Genomic DNA, 16787 nt, shown 5'->3' on the forward strand with positions numbered 1-16787 from the left:
TGGGCCGCAATCATCTCGCTGGAATCACCGGCGACGCCGTCAACGCCGTCCTTGCAGCCGTGGGCTATAACTTCCGCCGCATCCTCGTATGGATCAGGTTTTGCTTGGCTATCATCTGGGCAGCTCTGGCTCTATCCAAACGGTTAGACCCAATATTCCAAGCTTCAAACGCAACCCCGGTAATCGGCTAATCGTTGTTCTTCACGGGCGACCAATTGCGCCGGGCAAAGATGAAAGGGTGCAGCGGTTCCGCGAAAAGCTGAACCGCTTCGGCCAGCTTTAGTTCAGCGTCCGCAGCAGGTTGGGCGTATCCAGCGAAAAGGCGGGGATTTTGACGTGGAAGAGCTTTCCGTCGTCCGTCTCCATCTGGTAATGGCCGAACATCATGCCCGAGGGCGTATCGAGCGGGCAGCCCGAGGAATATTCATAGGTATCGCCGGGCTGCAGTCTCGGCTGCTCGCCCACAACGCCGGGTCCGGTAACCTCGTCCACGATGCCATTCTGATCGGTGATGTGCCAATAGCGCGTCACCAGCCGGACGGAGATCGTCGAATGGTTGGAAATGACGATGCGGTAACCCCAGACGTAACGATCGTCTTCCGGATCGGATTGCTCCTCCAGATAAAAGGGTTCGACGACAACTTCGATGTCGTGTGTTAGTGCGCGATACATGCCTGACACCTTGGTCACTACTCCGAAACGTCGCACGCCCAAACGAACGCACAAAGGACGCTCCAGCATTTAAGTCTAGGGCACCTTATCCGCTTTCTATGATCCCACGGAAAGCGGGATACTTAGGGGTATCCTATAAAGCGACCTGTTCCGTCAAGGAATGGATTGGTGGAAACGCCTTTCACGGATTAAGCCATTCGGATTTTCAGATGTTATGACTAACTCTAAAGGTTAATCGTCCGCGGTCGAAAGTATAGGCGCAAAGTCTGTTTTCAAGATGCGTAAGCCCGCCCAAACAATATTCGGGCGGGCTGGGGTAGAACGTCAGGCAGAAACCTGCGCCAGCGCGCGGGCGAAATCCTCGACCAGGTCCTCGCTGTCCTCGATCCCGGCGGAAAAACGCACCGTTCCCGGGGAAATGCCGAGTTCGGCGCGGGCTTCGTCGGTGAGATTTTTGTGCGTCGTGGTGGCGGGATGGGTGATCAGGCTCTTGGAGTCGCCGAGATTGTTGGAGATCTTGACGATTTCCAGCGCGTTCTGCAGCTTGAAAGCCGCTTCCTTGCCGCCCTTCAGTTCGAAAGCCACCAGCGTCGAGCCGCCGGTCATCTGCTTGGCGATGATGTCGGCCTGCGGATGGTCCTTGCGGCCGGGATAGATCACCTTGCCGACCGTGCTCTGCTCGGCGAGGAAATCGGCGACCCTGGCTGCGTTCTGCGTCTGCTGTTTGACGCGCAGCGGCAGCGTTTCGATGCCCTTCAGCAGCGTCCAGGCCGTGAACGGCGACATGGCCGGGCCGGTATGGCGGAAATAATCGTGCAGGTTCTCGTCGATCCATTTTTTGTCGGAAAGGATGACGCCGCCGAGCGAACGGCCCTGGCCGTCGATGTGCTTGGTGGCGGAGTAGACGACGATGTGCGCACCGAGTTCCAAAGGCTTCTGGAACAGCGGCGTGGCAAAGACGTTGTCGACCACGACCTTGGCGCCGATCTGATTGGCAAGTTTGGCGACGGCGGCGATATCGACCACTTCCAGCGTCGGATTGGTCGGGCTTTCCAGGAAGAAGACCTTGGTATTCGGCTGGATCGCTTTTTCCCAATTCTCGATGAAGCGGCCGTCGACGAGCGTGCATTCGATGCCGTATTTCGGTGCAAGCGTCTCGACAACCCAGCGGCAGGAGCCGAAGAGTGCGCGGGCTGCGACGATATGATCGCCGGCCTTTAGCTGGCAGAGGATGGCGGCGGTAACAGCGGCCATGCCGGAAGCGGTGGCGCGGGCATCTTCGGCACCCTCCAGAGCGCACATGCGCTTTTCGAACATGTCGTTCGTCGGGCTGCCGTAGCGGGCGTAGATGAAGCCGTCTGTCTCACCCTTGAAACGGGCCTCGGCTGCTTCGGACGTGTCGTAGACGAAACCTTGCGTCAGATAGATTGCTTCGGAGGTCTCGCCGAACTGCGAGCGGAGCGTTCCGCCGTGAACGAGCTGGGTTGCGGGGCGCCAAGTCTTGCTCATGCCATCACCACTTTCAAAACAAAAAAACCGGTCGCGAAAGCAGACCGGTTTAACCCCGGTCCTTTTAGCCACTTGTTTAACGTGGCTGCAAGCCGACCGGCCAAATCACCACGGGATAAGTTGCAATACTGCCGTTGACCGCTTGCGTCAATTCCCCGAGTTTGGTTTTGTCTGCGGCAAATTACTGCCCGTGCGTCCGTCGGGATGCGCAAAGGCCGCAGTAAGATTTAGTACGGCGTATAACCCGGCAAGTTTGTTCTCGACTTACTGGGTTATACGCTGGGAAAGAGGCATGATGGCTCGCACTACTGGAATTTTGGCAGATCGCGCCATTGCGGCGCTCTTCGAAGCAGGACGGCTGACGAGCGAAAAAGAACTGGATGTCGATCAGATTCAGCCGGCGAGCCTGGATCTCAGGCTCAGCGCGCATGCTTTCCGTGTCCGCGCCAGCTTTATGCCCGGCCCGTCGCATCTTGTCGCCGACAAGCTCGACCGGCTGAAGCTCCATGTGGTCGATCTCTCGGAAGGCGCGGTGCTGGAAACCGGTTGCGTCTACATCGTGCCGCTGATGGAGCGGCTCGACCTGCCGGCCGATATGTCCGCCTCCGCCAATCCGAAGAGCTCGACCGGCCGTCTGGATATCTTCACCCGCGTCATTACCGACCGTGCGCAGGAATTCGACAAGATTCCGGCCGGCTATTCCGGTCCGCTCTATCTCGAAATCAGCCCGCGCACCTTCCCGATCGTCGTGCGCCGCGGCTCGCGCCTGTCGCAGATCCGCTTCCGCGTCGGCCAGGCCATGCTCTCCGAGCCGGAACTGCTGGCACTGCACGAGAGCGAGACGCTGGTCGCCAGCAAGAAGCCGAATGTCACCGGCGGCGGCATAGCGCTGTCGATCGATCTGGCCGGCGATAAGGAAGGCCTGATCGGCTATCGCGGCAAGCATCACACGGCGGTCGTCGATGTCGACAAGAAGGCCCAGCACGATATCTTCGATTTCTGGGAGCCGCTGTACAGCCGCGGCCGCACCGAACTGATCCTCGATCCCGACGAATTCTATATCCTCGTCTCACGCGAAGCCGTGCATGTGCCGCCGCACTATGCCGCCGAAATGACGCCCTTTGATCCCCTGGTCGGCGAATTCCGCGTTCATTACGCCGGCTTTTTCGACCCCGGCTTCGGCCACGCGCCCGCCGGCGGACGCGGCAGCCGCGCCGTGCTGGAAGTGCGCAGCCACGAAGTCCCCTTCATCCTCGAAGACGGCCAGATCGTCGGCCGCCTGGTCTACGAGCATATGCTGGAACAGCCCTCAAGCCTCTACGGCTCCGGCCTCGGCTCCAACTATCAAGCGCAGGGCCTGAAGCTTTCAAAGCATTTCCGGCTGTGATCGTCTATTTGGCGGCCTTGACAGAGACCGCCAACTGTTGGACACCTCTGAATGTCAGGCGGGTGTAGCTCAATGGTAGAGCAGCAGCTTCCCAAGCTGAATACGAGGGTTCGATTCCCTTCACCCGCTCCAGTTTTTCAATTTGCCTCTATAGACCAGCGGCCTTGCGCAGAGCCTCGTTTATCCGGCTTTGCCAGCCTTCGCCATCCGCCTTGAAAGCTTCGACGACATCCCGGTCCAGGCGAATACTGACAGCAAGCTTGGGATTTTCCGATTTGGGACGCCCGCCTAGATTCTTGCGGATCTCCTCGGTGAGCTCGGGGAATGCTTCCGTAAACGGCTTGGCCTTCCTCAACGCCTCTTCCGTGATCGGCGGATTGTCGGAAACCTCGTCCCAATCCTGCTTCGTATAACCTCGGCCTTCCTTGAAAGAATGCGGACGTTCAAATTTGACAACCATCAGAGCAGGCTCCTTTCTTTACCATTGGCGCGGCGCATGGAAATGACGGAAATGCCTTCCAAACCAAGGGTGCCGAAGATCACTGAAATTGTGCCGTCTTGCGTCTTGCCGATAGCCTGGAAGCGATTCTTCTTCGCCGGGATCACAATGGAATTCAGGAAAAATTCGAGAGATAAAGCGGCAAAGTCGAGACCGTGCTTCTCCAAATTGGCTATTCGCTTCGGCTCGTCCCAAGTAATCTTCATCGGATTTTGTATATACGAAAACTAAAGATTTGCCAACAGCTTTCGTATATACAAAAATTTCTAACCCGACTTGCCACAAGGACGTACGGCATCCCGTGATCCGCCGTTTTCGCCACAACGCTACCCCTCTCCATTCAGGTTAATGCCAGAAACTCGTGCCAGAAGGTCATCCCTCAACTGGAAGGGATGCCGATGCTCAATGTTGCGCTGCTTTACAGATTGAGGGCGATCTTCACGCGCGGTGTGTTGAAGATTTCCCGGCGCACGAAGGTGCCGCGCAGCGCGACGATCATCTGGAAGGATGGCAGCGTTAGTATTGGGCCAAAGGCCTTTCTGCGCAGGGGGATCGTCATCGATGCGCAACGCGGTAGCATCGATATGGGTCGAAGCGTCTCCCTCAACGACTATGCCATTCTGCTCGGACGCGGCGGCATCACGATCGGCAACGACGTGCGGATTGCAGCCCATGCCATGGTCGTCTCGTTCGACCACAATTTCGATGATGCCAAACAGCCCATTCGCATGCAGGGCGTTACCAAGAAGCCGGTCGTCATCGAAGACGATGTCTGGATCGGCGCCGGGGCGAAAATTCTCGGCGGTTCCCATATATCCAAAGGATGCGTCATCGGCGCCAATGCCGTCGTCAAAGGGAAGACCGAACCCTATGGCATCTATGTCGGGGCTCCCGCGAGGCTGATCAGGCGGCGGGGCGAGGCCCATAACGTCAGACACGCGAATGTCGAACGGCTTTCTTTCTCCAAAAGAAAAACGGACCGGTAGGCTCCATCAGTCAAAGAGGCGGGACGGGATAAGGCGCCCGCCTGTGTTTGTGTGACGTTATTGCGTGAAGTGGTGGTGACCGCCTCAGAATTCCGTCCAGTCCGCATCCTTGGAGGATGTCGCCCCTGTCTGTCCGTTGCCGCCGAACGCGCTCATCAGTTTTTGGCCGAGCGCGCGGGCGGGTGAAGGCGCCGGGCGTGCTCTCGTCCCTTCGCCAGCACGGACCGCAGCAACCGCGGCCCGCGGCGCAGGGCGTGTGGACATGCGAGATGCGTGACCCGCCGGAGCCGCAGAAGCAACATAGCTGCCTTCGGTTCCAGTCATGCGGAACTGGCCGAGCAGGGCGGTCAGCGAGGCGGCTTCCGTTGCCAGGCTATGGCTGGCGGCAGTGCTTTCCTCGACCATGGCGGCGTTCTGCTGCGTGCCGTGATCCATGGCGTTGACAGCGGTATTGATCTCCTGCAGGCCGGCCGATTGTTCGCGCGAAGCTTCGGCGATGGCATGCACATGCAGGTTGATCTCCTGCACTTCCGAGACGATGGCGTCGAGCGCCTTGCCGGTCTCGTCGACCAAATTGACGCCGGTCTGCACATGCGTGCTGGACGCCGTGATCAGCGTTTTGATCTCCTTGGCGGCATTGGCCGAGCGCTGCGCCAATTCGCGCACTTCCTGCGCGACGACCGCAAAGCCCTTGCCGGCTTCACCGGCACGGGCCGCCTCGACGCCGGCGTTCAAAGCGAGAAGGTTGGTCTGGAAGGCGATGTCGTCGATCACGCCGATAATGTTGCCGATTTCAGAAGAGGATTTCTCGATCTGCTGCATGGCGCTGACGGCGTTGCGGACGATCTCGCCGGACCGTTCGGCGCCGGCGCGGGTGTGGGCGACAAGCCGGCTTGCTTCTTCCGCCCGCTTGGCGGCGTCTTTGACCGTGGTGGTGATCTGCTCCAGGGCGGCGGCTGTTTCTTCGACGGAGGCAGCCTGTTGTTCGGTGCGCTTGGAAAGCTCATCGGCGGAGCCGCGGATCTCGTTGGCGCCGGCGCTGATGGCGCGCGCATTGGCGCCCACCGCCTGCATGGCCTCGTTCAGCTTGATCAGCGAATTGTTGAAATCCTGCCGTAGCTGGTCGAGATGGGCGACAAACTGCGTGTTGATGTGGGTGACGAGATCACCGTCCGCCAGACGCTTCAGACCGTCGCCGAGCGCCTGCACTGCCTGCTGCAGATGCGCGGCTTCTGCGGCCCGCTGCGCTTCATGCTCGGCGCGCTCGCTGTCGCTGAGATTACGGTCGGCTTCGGCCTGCGCCTCGAGCCGGGCGCGTTCGATGGCGTTGTCGCGGAAAACGGAGACTGCCGAGGCCATCTGCCCGATTTCGTCACGGCGGTCGAGCCCTTCGATTTCGCTTGTCGTATCGCCGCTCGCAAGCGTCGCCATGCGGCGATGGAGGCGGGTCAACGGCGTTGCGATGCCCGTCTGCGCGACATAGACGCCGAAAGCGATGGCCAGAACCGTCAGAATACCGAGAATGGCGAGCGAGTAGTTGATCGTGACGTTGACATGGGCGGATAAGGCATCGCCACCATCGTTCATCCGGTCGGTCAAGGCGTTGTTGTTGGCCTGCATCTTGGCGACGAGCGCGGTCAACTTATCGCTGACGACGGCCATGCTTGCGGTCGCGCCTTTGGCATCGCCACTTTTGCGCTGGTCGATGACCTTGTTTGTCAGCGTTTCCAGCTCGTTGATGCCGGCAAGGATCTCATCCATCGCTGCCTTTTGTGAAGGAACCTGGCTTTCGGCTTGCTTCAACCGATCCCTCGCCTCCGCGAAACGGCTCTTGGAGGCTGCGACTGCCTTGAAGGCATCGCTGTCGGGATCGAAATCCAGCATCATGCTTGCCTGCAGCACCGAGGCCAGAACCGATGTGCTGGAGCGCGTGCCTTGGGTCGCCGCAACGGCCTCGTTGTCGAGGAAGGCGCTGTAGACCTCGTCCGCTTTGCGGAATTCGCTGACGATGTAGAGCAAGCCGGCGAAGGAGATGATCCCGAGAAAGAGGATCACTGCGAGCATCTTGGTTTTGATTTTCAGGTTCCTGAACATGACGATCCGCCCGAGGGATATCGCGCCGCGCCGGACAGTAGCGCGCCTGATCCACGCTCCCTGGGGAAGCGATGGAGTCGCGCTTGCTGGCTGGTGCACGCATATGAAGCCGAATTTTCTGAGATACCTTGATAAGCAAGGTTCCGACGACCTGCGTCATGCGATCAGCTCGTGGAGCCGACGTCGTCGACGCCGAATAGAATCGATAGAGCTTAATCGACCGCTAACGCCGGCATCTTTAAGGCTCGGTTCTTCCGGATATCCCCGCTTTTTCCAGGTATCGCATTCTCCCTTCCGCACGACTCTGTTACACCGGTTTCGAAATCAAAAACCGCGAGCCGCCGGAGGGGATCATCGTCATGCGTGTTTGCCTTTCGTCGTCGTTGGGATTCTTGGCAAGGCGTATGGCGTGCACAGCGCTGCTCTCTGCGACCTGCGCAATGCCTGTGGCCGCGCAGGAGGCGCCGCCGCCCGGCCTGCCGATCCTGTTCGATTCGCGTGAGCGGCTGCCGAAGCCGGACCTTTCTTCGCTGGTCAGGCTGCGTTTTCTCACCTCCGTCGACTTCCCGCCCTTCAATTTCGCCGATCAGAACGGCAAGCTCGCCGGCTTTCACGTCGATCTTGCCCGCGAGATCTGTGACGAGCTCGACATATCGGACAAATGTCAGATCCAGGCGTTGCCCTTCGATGAATTGCAGGGCGCACTATCCGCTTCGCAAGGTGATGCGGTGATCGCCGGGGTCGCCGTGACACCCGAGCTGCGCAAGAGCTTTGCCTTTTCGCGGTCCTTCCTGATGTTGCCCGCTCGCTTCGTCCGCAATCTCAAGGCATCGATCGACGGCACGACGGCCGCCGCGCTTACCGGTCATTCCGTGGGCGTGGTCAAGGGCACGGCGCATGAAGCGATGCTCGCTGCCTTTTTCCCCGCGATCAAGCAGGTGCCGTTCGACGACAAGGACGCGCTGCTGACGGCGGTGAAGGACGGCAAGGTCGACGCAGCCTTTGCCGATGGCTTGCAATTGTCCTTCTGGGTATCGTCGCCGTCTGCCGAAAAATGCTGCGCGCTGTTCGACGGCCCCTATCTCTCCCAGCAGTTTCTCGGCGAAGGCATGACCATCATGTTGCGCCAGCAGGATGCCGATCTGACAGCTGCGATCAACCACGCGCTAGCCACATTGTCACGCGACGGCCGGCTGCAGGAAATCTATCTGCGTTATTTCCCTTATGGACTCTATTGACGAAGCGTCTCAGCCCTTGCGGTAGCGGGCAATAGCGCTGCGTTCGATGGCGGCACAGGTCAGCTTGTCGAGACCGAGACGGTCGCGCAGCAGGCTGAGCAGGCGGAGCTCCTCGGCCTTGACCGAGAAATCGGCGGAAGCGACCTCGACGGCAAGCGCATAGGCGGTATCGTAGAGCCGCACCGGCAGGGTGTCGCGCACGGTTTCCAACACGATATCGAGCCCTTCGCTGCCGGCGAGAAGCTTGGCGCAATCGCGCGAAACCGAGATCAGCCTCTCGTCATCGAAACCGTCGAAAACCGGCAGCGCATGGATCAGCTCGCCGATCCGTCCCAATTCCTTATCGTTCATGGTCCGATCGACTGCAGATGCCATCACCATGACGTAGATCAGGGCCTCATGGGCGGAAAGCGGCTTGTTCATGGCTGTGCAGAATCCTTTAATTTGGCAGCAGACTAGAAAGTCGCGCCCTTCATGACAAGAGCCCGTGTTGGAAGCATGACCTCAGATCGGATTGAGCGGGTTTTCCTTGGCTGGTGGCGGCCCGAGCGTTGACTTTCGACCCGCGCGCGGATCGTCGCCGTAGATGCCGCGTTTCTGCTGTTTCGCCTGTTCGGCTAGCGTCACCAGCGGCGACCCGGGCTCGGGCTCTGCCCAGCCGAAACGCACCAGCCATTCGCTGAGGTCGACCCGAACATATCGGCAGGCGCCGGTCACCGTACCTTGCCAGTTGGGGTTGGGCAGATCGCAATCGACGGTGCGGCCGCGCAGATACATGCGGAAGGCGGTACGCGCCGCCGCCCCGCAAGGCCAGCTCTTGCCGTTCGGCCCGGTGCATGTCCGGTCGGTATCCGTCGGAATGATGCCGGGAAGTTGCACGCTCTTGCCGCCAACGGTCAGTATGCCGGCGCGGTCCGCAAACGGCCGCACCAGTTCCACCGGCTTGGTTTGATCGCTCGGCTTTTGGTCGCTGCCGGACGCCTGCTGTGATGGCGGTGCGGCAGATGCGGTCCGATGGGCTGCGGCGGCCTGTTCCCTGTCCGTCTGGTCGGCCGGCATCTGGCTCGTTGGCGTTTGGTCCGCTTTGGTTTGATCTGATGGCGCCGGGCTTGTCGGCGTTGCCTGCGCCACTTGCGTCTCGCTCGGATGTCCCCGTGTCGCGTTCGGCTCCGCCAACTCTGCGGATGTTTTGCTTTCGGGCAATATGGCCGGCTGCACGCCCGCGGCGGACTGGTCTTTGCCGATTTGCTCTGCAGTTGTGGCGACGAGCGCTTTCGCCGGACCTTCCAGCGTCGCCGTCGGCGTTGCGGCCGGTGGCGTCCGCTCGGCAGCAGCAGGTTGCACCGAGCCTTTGTCGTCCGGCTTCGTCTCGGCCGCTAGCATCGCCTCACGCTGCGTCGTATCGGCCGGCTGCTGGACCGACGCGGTTGTTGCCGGGCCGGCCGCCTTTGCCGTTTCCGCTGGTGTCGGCGCCCTCGCGGCAGGCGGGCTTTCGGCTGCGGCTCGGTTCGCCGAACCGGAGCCATGCTCTTCGACCTGCACGGCAACCAGCGTCAGCCATGAACCGAGGAGCACACCGACCAAACTTGCCAGCCAGATATTGCGACGCATAACGAGAAAACTTTCCTATTGGCTGGCCCAAATGATGCGCGCAATCCATTCCACATCCGCAAGATCGAAGCTTCGATTGGGATGTTCCGGGTTGAGCGACAGCAGTTCGATCGAACGCGCACTCTGTCTGAGCAGCACCTTGGCCATGACTTCGCCTTCGCGGGTCTTGACCACCACGCGATCATTCCGCCTGATCTGCGCGCCCGGTTCGACGATCAGTACGTCGCCATCCCGGTAGAGCGGCAGCATGCTCTCGCCCTGTACTTCCAGCGCATAGACGCCGCCCTTTTGGCCGGGTGAGACCGGAAATTCCACCATGTCCCAGCCTTGGCCGAGCGGAAAGCCGCCGTCGTCGAAAAAGCCGCCGGCGCCGGCTTGGGCGAAGCCGAGCAGCGGGATGGAGCTTGCGGGTAGCGGGAAAGCGCGATCGGATGTACCGCCGGCATTTTCCATCGGGCGGATGAAGCCGAGAAACTGCTCCATGCTGGCCCCGGTCGCATCCAGCACCTTGGCGATCGATTCCGTCGAGGGCCAGCGCAGACGTCCATCCTGGCTCAGCCGCTTCGACTTGTTGAACGAGGTCGGATCGAGGCCTGCGCGCCGGGCAAGACCGGAGGCCGTCAGGGCATGCCGTTCGGCAAGCCTATCGATCGCGCTCCATATCTGCTCATGTGACAGCATTGCGTTCAGCACACTCGAAAGCCGGAATGTTCGGCGTTTGGCCCTAACGAAAGGTTAATCGAGGCTTTTTTACGAGTAAAGGGCAGCGTAGGAATAAGGTCCTTTGTCCCCTTGCTTTCGCTTTGATTCCAGCGGGTTCAGGTCTTTTGAGGCTGCGCCTGATTGTCGGGCGCCTCCTTCTGTAGTTCCTTCGCCATCCCCATGAAGCCGCGCATGAATCTCTGCATGATACCGAGGGTTCGATCGATGTCGGCATCGCTCGGCAAGTTCGATCCGCCACTCGCGGCCACCGTCTTTTCCAGCTTCGAGACGCGATCTGCCAGGCGGTCGAGTTCGTTCTCATAGGCGGCCCGCTCATCGGCTGCCATGCGGCAGACCAGATTGCCGTTCTGATCCTCGCAGATCGACATGGCGCCCGTCTGCTTGTCCAAACGGACGAAATGATCGCCGCTGCGCTCGAGCTGGAAGCGCGCTGGATCCGGCTCGGCGGCCTGGGCCTGCGTGGAGAGAAGAAGAGCGGCGGGCAGGATGAGGGCCGCAAGACCTGATACCATTTCCTTCGTCATGTCATCCTCCGGATTTTCTGCTTAATGTGCACTCATCTGCACTTTTCTCCGTAGTCCCCGTGGACATCGGCAACGGTTTTCGTGCAAAGCCCTATCAAGGACACAAGTCATGTAAGGATGATGACCGCGATGCCAGTGGTTTACAAGATCGTGCCGGATACGCTGTGGCAGCAAGCCAGACAAACCGGCGTTTTTAATGGCGCGTCGATCGATCTGACCGACAATTTCATCCACCTGTCGACGGCAAAGCAGGCAAAGGAAACCGCCGCGCGGTATTTTGTCGGCCAGGAGGGCCTGCTGCTGGTGGCGATCGACGGCGATGCGCTCGGCGACAAGCTGGTGTTCGAGCCCTCGCGGGGCGGTGATCTTTTCCCGCATCTCTACGCGCCGCTGCAGCTTTCGGCCGTGCTTTGGGAAAAGCCGCTGCCGCTCGGCCCCGACGGCGCGCATGTCTTTCCGGAAATGCCGGAATGATCGGCGGCTTTCGTGATCTCGGCCGGCGCGGTCTGTTCATGTTCGATCCGGAAACGGCGCATGGAATGTCGATCGCGGCCCTGAGATCCGGCCTTGTTCCGGCGTGCCGGATCAACGATGACCCCCGCCTTCGTCAGACCGTGGCGAGACTAGATTTTGCCAATCCGCTCGGCATGGCCGCCGGTTATGACAAAAATGCCGAGGTGCCGGAGGCGCTGTTGAAGCTCGGCTTCGGTTTTACCGAGATCGGTACGGTGACGCCGAAGCCGCAATCCGGCAATCCGCGTCCACGCATCTTCCGCCTGGTGGACGACGAGGGGGTCATCAATCGCCTCGGTTTCAACAATGAAGGCCACGACGCGGCTTTCCGGCGCCTGCAGCCGATCCGCAGCAAAGGCATTATCGGCGTCAACATCGGCGCCAACAAGGACAGTCCCGATCGCATCGCCGACTACGTCGCCGGCATCCGCCGTTTCTATTCCGTGGCACGTTATTTCACCGCCAACATCTCCTCGCCGAACACGCCGGGCCTGCGCGATCTGCAGGCGCGCGAAAGCCTTTCGGCGCTGCTTTCGGCAGTGCTTGCTGCGCGCGATGAAGAGGCTGCGAAGGTAGGCAAAAGAATTCCGATCTTTTTGAAGATCGCACCGGATCTAACCGAAGAGGGCATGGACGACATCGCTGCCGAAGTGTTGGCGCATGCGCTGGACGGGCTGATCGTCTCCAACACCACGCTTGCGCGCGATGGGCTGAGGGATCAGGTCCAGGCAAAGGAAGCGGGCGGCCTGTCGGGCAAGCCGCTCTTCGAAAAGTCCACGATCGTACTCGCAAAGATGCGTCGGCGCGTCGGTGCAGCCCTGCCGATCATCGGCGTCGGCGGCGTTTCGTCGGCGGAGACGGCGCTGGAGAAGATCAAGGCCGGTGCCGATCTCGTGCAGCTCTATTCGTGCATGGTTTACGAAGGACCTGGCCTGCCGGGCCGTATCGTAAGCGGCCTCTCGAAACTGCTCGACCGTGAGCGTGTCGGCTCGATTCGCGAACTGCGTGACAGCAGGCTCAATTATTGGGCCGCCCGGAACGTCTGATCGGCTCGCTTCTTCAGGTCCACGACCAGGAAAATGCCGCGGAACAGCAGGAAGGCGTTCATGGCGAGCCACAGGCCATGATTGCCTAGAGTCGGCACGAAGATCGCAAGTGCCAATAGATAGCCGGCAAAGGACAACAGCATGCGATTGCGCATGGCGCTGGACCAGGTGGCGCCAATGAACACGCCGTCCAACAGGAAGGCTAGGACGCCCGTCAATCCGGCGATGGCGGCCCAGGGCAGGTAGATCTCGGCAGCGGCGCGAACCTCTTCAGAGGTTGTCAGCAGGCGGATCAGCGCCGGGCCTGCTATCAGAAAGAAGAGTGTGGTTCCGAGTGCCAGGCCGAAGGACCAAAGGCTGGTCAACCTCAGCCCACGGTCGAAAGCCGGACGGTAGTTGGCGCCGATCGAGCGCCCGGTGATCTGCTCGGCTGCGTTGGCGAGCCCATCGAGATAATAGGCCGACAGCAGGAAGAAGTTCATCAGCACAGCATTGGCGGCGAGCGTGACCGCGCCGAAGGAGTTGCCGATGCGGGTCATCAGCGTGAAGGCGCCGAGCAGCACGAAGGTACGGATAAGGATGTCGCGGTTGAGCGCGAAGAGCTGCTTGAGCTTGGCGGGCGATAGCAGTTCCGCGCGGGTCGGCCTGGCCTCGCCGGCAAAGCCGTTAAGCACGATGGTAAGGCCAGTGAGCATACCGGCCGCCTCGCCAATAAGCGTGCCCCAGGCGACGCCTGCAACGCCCCAGCCGAGCCAGAGACCGAGCACGAGAGCGAGGACGATGTTGACGCCGTTGATCACGGTTTGCAGCAGCAGGCCGATGCGACCCTGACCGCGTCCAAGCACGAAGCCGAGAATGGCATAGTTGGCGAGCGCCGCCGGACCTGACAGCATGCGGATCGAGAAATAGGTGCGTGTCGCCTCTGCGACGCCGCCCTGCGGACCCATCAGTTTGATTCCCAGCCAAACGAGGGCGGGCGATAGCAAGACGATCAGGATGCCGCACCCGAGCGCCGAGAGCAGCGCCCGCCAGAAAACGGTCTGCTGCTCGTGGCGGTCGCGGCGGCCAAAGGCTTGCGCCGTGAGGCCGGTGGTCGAGGCGCGCAGGAAGTTGAAACTGGCAAAGAGGAGATCGAAGAGCATGGCGCCGATCGCCAGCCCCGCAAGCGCATCCGGTTGGCCGAGATGCCCGACGACGGCGGTATCCGCAAGGCCGAGCAATGGCGTCGTCATGAAGCCGAGCGTCATCGGAAGGGCGATCGACAGCACCATCCGGTGCGTCACCTCAAAGGGCAGAACCCTCCTGCTATGCTCTCGATGATCCATATCCAATCAGCCCGTCTTCAATTCGAAGAGAGCACCATGGACCAATAGGGCTTGTCACTGGAAGAGGGAGCATAGGCAAGGGCGACGCCGAGACCGTTATAATTGCCGAGCATGTTGTGCAAATGCTTCGGCGAATTGATCCAGGCCGCCACCGCGGCGTTCACGTCGCGCTGGCCTTCGGCAATGTTCTCGGCCGCCGGCAGCTTGACGCCGCTCGCCTTGACGCGCTTGCCGAAATTGTCGCCGATACCCATCAGATGTTCCATCTTGCCGGCATCTGCCATGCGCTTGGCCTGATAGATCGCCGCCGTGCTGGCAGCCCGATCGATCTTGAGCGGCGGCAGGCCGTTCTTGGCGCGCAGGGAGTTAACGAGCGGCAGCGCCGAAGCGGTCTCGTCATTGGCCGGCGTGTTGGAAACATGGGTCGGCGGAGTGGCGCAGCTTGCGACGATGGCAGCGAGCGCAAGGCCGGCGAGGCGCAGCGCGTGGCGCCGCGTAGAAAGCGGAATGTTTGAGATCATATCAGCGGCGGTAATTGAAAAGACGGAGAATGATGAAGAGCGGAATGACAATGGTGGCGCCGAGCAGCAGATAATCGCCGAACTCGCCGAGCGCGGCAAAGCCGCTGTGCCAGAGATCGAGAAGGAAGCGGCGCAGGCCATAGAGGAAGTCGAGTGGCCGCCAGCCGAAGAATTTCATCACGAAACCGACGATCAGCGACACGATAATAAGCTTCACGAGTGTACGGCCGGGCGAGTCGCCGAGGAACCTGTTCACCTGATCGGACATGCGGCTGTCTCCATAATGCCTGTCGAGCGGTTTTGAGATAAGGCTGTGGCCTGCGACTCGCAAGCGCTTTTGCCCGATGCGTACCGAGTGCTTACCTGAAACAGGTGCCTGCCTGAAATAGGACTTGAGTTTTTTTGTGGCCGCGTCCAAAGGCGGGGACCACATAGGACCGAGACCATGCTGCCGAGCGAGCTTTCCTCCGGCGACGTCATAGCCGACCGTCGCGCAGACTATGCGAAGATGCTCGCCGAAAGCGGCGAGCCGGCAAGCGCTGCCGAATTGATGGAGCAGGCGTTGGAATTGACGCCGGGCTGGGCCGCCGGCTGGTTCACGCTTGCGACCTATCGTGAAAAAGCGGGGAATACGGAAGGTGCCATAGAGGCGCTGAACAAGGTCCTTGCCCTCGACGCCGGCGATGTCTTCGGTGCTCGGCTGAAGCTTTCTGTTTTGGGTGCGGCCGATCTGCCGGATCGGCCGCCGAGCCGCTATGTCGAGCGTCTCTTCGACGATTATGCCGACCGTTTCGAGACGTCCCTGGTCGAAAAACTCGGCTACACCGTACCGCAGAAGCTCGCGGCTCTCATCGGCGATACGGCCAGCATGCCCCGCCATTTCCGTCTTGCCGTCGATCTCGGCTGCGGCACGGGCCTGTTTGGTCCGGAAATCCGCGCGCGGGTCGATCGGCTAGAGGGGTTCGACCTGTCGAAGGGCATGCTCGCGAAGGCAGCGGAGAAGCATGTCTACGATCATCTCGGCCAGGCCGATCTGTCATTGGAACCGGAGCTATCGGGCGTTTTCGATGCCGGGCTTGAGCCACACCGCGCGGATCTGATCACCGCCGCCGACGTGCTGATGTATCTCGGCAAACTGCACGGTGTGATGGCAATCGTGCGCAAGCTCTCTGCCGACGGCGCCATCTTCGCCTTTTCGGTCGAGGATGCGCAGCAGCCGGCCGGCTATGTTTTGCGCGACTCCCTGCGCTTTGCGCACTCGGAAGCCTATGTGAAGGAAATTCTGGCCGATCAAGGCTTCGTCGTACAGAATCTCGCCCGCAGCATCATTCGCATGGATGGCGGAAAACCCGTCCACGGCATTCTGTTCATTACGCGCAAATCGCGCTGATTGTCCGAATCTTGCGAACTTCAAATAGGTCAGTATTACTTACGTATTTTCGCTTGATTGTCGCCTGAGCTTTCAGCAAAAAGCCTTTGAAACACAGGGGATAGCACATGGCGAACGCAAAGAGCGCTTTTGGCGTCTGGAATACATCCGCGACCCGGCATTCCTGGGCTGAGGACGTTCAGGGCATCATTTCCGGCAGCCTGATTTCGTCGCTCGGGCTGTTCTGCCTTTCAAGCGCCGGTCTTTTGACGGGCAGCACCGCCGGTATCGCTTTCCTCTTGCATTACGCGATTGGCGTAAATTTCGGTCTGGCCTTCTTTGCGGTCAATCTGCCGTTCTTCTATCTGTCACTAAAGCAACTCGGTCCGGTTTTCACCGTCAAGACCTTTATCGCTATCGCGCTGACATCGCTGCTCACCAACCTGCAGCCGCTGCTTTTCGATGTGGCGCACATCAATGCGCTCTGGTCGGCGGTCCTCGGCGGCATCCTGCTCGGCTTCGGGCTGCTCGCGCTCTATCGTCATCGTGCCAGCCTTGGCGGTGTGGGCATTCTGGGGATTTATCTGCAAGAGCGTTTTGGAATCAGGGCAGGGCTGGTGCAGCTTGCAATCGACCTCTGCGTGCTCGCGGTCGCTTTCGCCGTCACCACGCCCCCGGTGGTCATCTGCTCGGTGATCGGCGCGATCGCACTCAACCTTTTCGTCGCGATCAATCATCGATCGGATCGCTATATCGCCTTATAATTGCGA

At 60.4% G+C, this 16787-nt stretch carries 19 protein-coding genes, 1 tRNA gene, 1 pseudogene and 1 riboswitch; of the genes and pseudogenes, 9 read left to right on the top strand and 12 right to left on the bottom strand.

Annotated features, from left to right (window positions below; genetic code table 11):
* Positions 1-191, top strand: a pseudogene (locus QDY28_RS17425) (hypothetical protein); the annotation flags it as partial.
* An 88-nt stretch (positions 192-279) separates the two neighbouring features.
* Here the strand turns inward: QDY28_RS17425 and apaG are convergent.
* Both apaG and QDY28_RS17435 read right to left on the bottom strand, forming a co-directional pair.
* Positions 280-672: a Co2+/Mg2+ efflux protein ApaG gene (gene apaG, locus QDY28_RS17430; protein WP_331382927.1), complete on the bottom strand. Its 393-nt coding sequence runs from the start codon at positions 670-672 to the stop codon at positions 280-282.
* Positions 673-996: 324 nt separating this feature from the next.
* Positions 997-2181 (bottom strand): O-succinylhomoserine sulfhydrylase, encoded by a 1185-nt coding sequence (locus QDY28_RS17435; protein WP_331382928.1) that lies wholly within the window; start codon positions 2179-2181, stop codon positions 997-999.
* Positions 2182-2224: 43 nt separating this feature from the next.
* Positions 2225-2303, bottom strand: a riboswitch (SAM riboswitch).
* Between the two features lie 170 nt (positions 2304-2473).
* Between QDY28_RS17435 and QDY28_RS17440 the strand changes: the two genes are divergently transcribed.
* Positions 2474-3568, top strand: a complete 1095-nt coding sequence (locus QDY28_RS17440) for a 2'-deoxycytidine 5'-triphosphate deaminase (RefSeq protein ID WP_331382929.1) — start codon at positions 2474-2476, stop codon at positions 3566-3568.
* Between the two features lie 58 nt (positions 3569-3626).
* A tRNA-Gly gene (locus QDY28_RS17445) sits at positions 3627-3700 on the top strand.
* A 16-nt stretch (positions 3701-3716) separates the two neighbouring features.
* Here QDY28_RS17445 and QDY28_RS17450 read toward each other — a convergent pair.
* Together QDY28_RS17450 and QDY28_RS17455 are read right to left on the bottom strand one after the other, a co-directional pair.
* Positions 3717-4028: a BrnA antitoxin family protein gene (locus tag QDY28_RS17450; protein ID WP_331382930.1), complete on the bottom strand. Its 312-nt coding sequence runs from the start codon at positions 4026-4028 to the stop codon at positions 3717-3719.
* Positions 4028-4273 (bottom strand): BrnT family toxin, encoded by a 246-nt coding sequence (locus QDY28_RS17455; RefSeq protein WP_331382931.1) that lies wholly within the window; start codon positions 4271-4273, stop codon positions 4028-4030. Before QDY28_RS17455 ends, QDY28_RS17450 begins: the two co-directional genes overlap by 1 nt.
* Positions 4274-4465: 192 nt before the next feature.
* On the opposite strand from QDY28_RS17455, the gene QDY28_RS17460 reads away from it, so the two are divergent.
* Complete coding sequence (locus QDY28_RS17460) at positions 4466-5053, top strand: acyltransferase (protein WP_331382932.1); 588 nt, start codon at positions 4466-4468, stop codon at positions 5051-5053.
* Positions 5054-5137: 84 nt separating this feature from the next.
* Here the strand turns inward: QDY28_RS17460 and QDY28_RS17465 are convergent, their stop codons facing one another.
* The gene (locus QDY28_RS17465; protein WP_331382933.1) at positions 5138-7147 is read right to left on the bottom strand and encodes a methyl-accepting chemotaxis protein; all 2010 of its coding nucleotides are present in this window, start codon (positions 7145-7147) and stop codon (positions 5138-5140) included.
* Between the two features lie 359 nt (positions 7148-7506).
* Between QDY28_RS17465 and QDY28_RS17470 the strand changes: the two genes are divergently transcribed.
* On the top strand, positions 7507-8385 hold the full coding sequence (locus QDY28_RS17470; RefSeq protein WP_442967547.1) for a transporter substrate-binding domain-containing protein: 879 nt from the start codon (positions 7507-7509) through the stop codon (positions 8383-8385).
* Positions 8386-8394: 9 nt separating this feature from the next.
* On the opposite strand, the gene QDY28_RS17475 is transcribed toward QDY28_RS17470, so the two are convergent.
* From QDY28_RS17475 to QDY28_RS17490, 4 genes are all read right to left on the bottom strand, one after another.
* Positions 8395-8808: a tellurite resistance TerB family protein gene (locus tag QDY28_RS17475; protein WP_028751127.1), complete on the bottom strand. Its 414-nt coding sequence runs from the start codon at positions 8806-8808 to the stop codon at positions 8395-8397.
* 81 nt (positions 8809-8889) lie between these two features.
* Positions 8890-9996, bottom strand: a complete 1107-nt coding sequence (locus tag QDY28_RS17480; RefSeq protein ID WP_331382935.1) for a thermonuclease family protein — start codon at positions 9994-9996, stop codon at positions 8890-8892.
* Positions 9997-10011: 15 nt separating this feature from the next.
* Positions 10012-10677, bottom strand: coding sequence for a S24 family peptidase (locus QDY28_RS17485; protein WP_331382936.1), 666 nt, complete (start codon positions 10675-10677; stop codon positions 10012-10014).
* Between the two features lie 137 nt (positions 10678-10814).
* Positions 10815-11243: a hypothetical protein gene (locus QDY28_RS17490; RefSeq protein ID WP_331382937.1), complete on the bottom strand. Its 429-nt coding sequence runs from the start codon at positions 11241-11243 to the stop codon at positions 10815-10817.
* A 117-nt stretch (positions 11244-11360) separates the two neighbouring features.
* Between QDY28_RS17490 and QDY28_RS17495 the strand changes: the two genes are divergently transcribed.
* Positions 11361-11717 (top strand): DUF952 domain-containing protein, encoded by a 357-nt coding sequence (locus tag QDY28_RS17495; RefSeq protein ID WP_331382938.1) that lies wholly within the window; start codon positions 11361-11363, stop codon positions 11715-11717.
* Positions 11714-12802: a quinone-dependent dihydroorotate dehydrogenase gene (locus QDY28_RS17500; RefSeq protein ID WP_331382939.1), complete on the top strand. Its 1089-nt coding sequence runs from the start codon at positions 11714-11716 to the stop codon at positions 12800-12802. Before QDY28_RS17495 ends, QDY28_RS17500 begins: the two co-directional genes overlap by 4 nt.
* On the opposite strand, the gene QDY28_RS17505 is transcribed toward QDY28_RS17500, so the two are convergent.
* Genes QDY28_RS17505 through QDY28_RS17515 form a run of 3 tightly spaced genes read right to left on the bottom strand, consistent with a single transcriptional unit; the run spans position 12778 to position 14916 of the window.
* Positions 12778-14127 (bottom strand): MATE family efflux transporter, encoded by a 1350-nt coding sequence (locus QDY28_RS17505; protein ID WP_331383023.1) that lies wholly within the window; start codon positions 14125-14127, stop codon positions 12778-12780. The two genes, QDY28_RS17500 and QDY28_RS17505, sit on opposite strands and share 25 nt — an antisense overlap.
* Before the next feature lie 17 nt (positions 14128-14144).
* The gene (locus tag QDY28_RS17510) at positions 14145-14645 is read right to left on the bottom strand and encodes a CAP domain-containing protein (protein ID WP_331383024.1); all 501 of its coding nucleotides are present in this window, start codon (positions 14643-14645) and stop codon (positions 14145-14147) included.
* Positions 14646-14649: 4 nt separating this feature from the next.
* Positions 14650-14916, bottom strand: coding sequence for a DUF6460 domain-containing protein (locus QDY28_RS17515; RefSeq protein ID WP_028751135.1), 267 nt, complete (start codon positions 14914-14916; stop codon positions 14650-14652).
* 177 nt (positions 14917-15093) lie between these two features.
* On the opposite strand from QDY28_RS17515, the gene QDY28_RS17520 reads away from it, so the two are divergent.
* Both QDY28_RS17520 and QDY28_RS17525 read left to right on the top strand, forming a co-directional pair.
* Positions 15094-16038 carry a methyltransferase gene (locus QDY28_RS17520; RefSeq protein ID WP_331382940.1) on the top strand — a complete coding sequence of 315 codons (945 nt, stop codon included), beginning with the start codon at positions 15094-15096 and terminating at the stop codon, positions 16036-16038.
* 107 nt (positions 16039-16145) lie between these two features.
* A complete protein-coding gene (locus tag QDY28_RS17525; RefSeq protein WP_331382941.1) occupies positions 16146-16781 on the top strand; it encodes a YitT family protein in 636 nt (211 codons plus the stop codon).
* Positions 16782-16787 lie beyond the last annotated feature (6 nt).

The sequence above is a fragment of the Rhizobium sp. BR 362 genome, assembly GCF_036528765.1.
In the GTDB taxonomy this organism is placed as follows: domain Bacteria; phylum Pseudomonadota; class Alphaproteobacteria; order Rhizobiales; family Rhizobiaceae; genus Rhizobium.

Bases quoted from the DNA above. Each gene is read 5' to 3' on its own strand.
- apaG (WP_331382927.1), bottom strand. From the start codon at position 672: ATGTATCGCGCACTAACACACGACATCGAAGTTGTCGTCGAACCCTTT.
- QDY28_RS17525 (WP_331382941.1), top strand. From the start codon at position 16,146: ATGGCGAACGCAAAGAGCGCTTTTGGCGTCTGGAATACATCCGCGACC.
- QDY28_RS17450 (WP_331382930.1), bottom strand. From the start codon at position 4,028: ATGGTTGTCAAATTTGAACGTCCGCATTCTTTCAAGGAAGGCCGAGGT.
- QDY28_RS17520 (WP_331382940.1), top strand. From the start codon at position 15,094: ATGCTGCCGAGCGAGCTTTCCTCCGGCGACGTCATAGCCGACCGTCGC.
- QDY28_RS17435 (WP_331382928.1), bottom strand. From the start codon at position 2,181: ATGAGCAAGACTTGGCGCCCCGCAACCCAGCTCGTTCACGGCGGAACG.
- QDY28_RS17455 (WP_331382931.1), bottom strand. From the start codon at position 4,273: ATGAAGATTACTTGGGACGAGCCGAAGCGAATAGCCAATTTGGAGAAG.
- QDY28_RS17515 (WP_028751135.1), bottom strand. From the start codon at position 14,916: ATGTCCGATCAGGTGAACAGGTTCCTCGGCGACTCGCCCGGCCGTACA.
- QDY28_RS17505 (WP_331383023.1), bottom strand. From the start codon at position 14,127: ATGGATCATCGAGAGCATAGCAGGAGGGTTCTGCCCTTTGAGGTGACG.
- QDY28_RS17480 (WP_331382935.1), bottom strand. From the start codon at position 9,996: ATGCGTCGCAATATCTGGCTGGCAAGTTTGGTCGGTGTGCTCCTCGGT.
- QDY28_RS17465 (WP_331382933.1), bottom strand. From the start codon at position 7,147: ATGTTCAGGAACCTGAAAATCAAAACCAAGATGCTCGCAGTGATCCTC.
- QDY28_RS17490 (WP_331382937.1), bottom strand. From the start codon at position 11,243: ATGACGAAGGAAATGGTATCAGGTCTTGCGGCCCTCATCCTGCCCGCC.
- QDY28_RS17495 (WP_331382938.1), top strand. From the start codon at position 11,361: ATGATGACCGCGATGCCAGTGGTTTACAAGATCGTGCCGGATACGCTG.
- QDY28_RS17475 (WP_028751127.1), bottom strand. From the start codon at position 8,808: ATGAACAAGCCGCTTTCCGCCCATGAGGCCCTGATCTACGTCATGGTG.
- QDY28_RS17485 (WP_331382936.1), bottom strand. From the start codon at position 10,677: ATGCTGTCACATGAGCAGATATGGAGCGCGATCGATAGGCTTGCCGAA.
- QDY28_RS17500 (WP_331382939.1), top strand. From the start codon at position 11,714: ATGATCGGCGGCTTTCGTGATCTCGGCCGGCGCGGTCTGTTCATGTTC.
- QDY28_RS17440 (WP_331382929.1), top strand. From the start codon at position 2,474: ATGATGGCTCGCACTACTGGAATTTTGGCAGATCGCGCCATTGCGGCG.
- QDY28_RS17470 (WP_442967547.1), top strand. From the start codon at position 7,507: ATGCGTGTTTGCCTTTCGTCGTCGTTGGGATTCTTGGCAAGGCGTATG.
- QDY28_RS17460 (WP_331382932.1), top strand. From the start codon at position 4,466: ATGCTCAATGTTGCGCTGCTTTACAGATTGAGGGCGATCTTCACGCGC.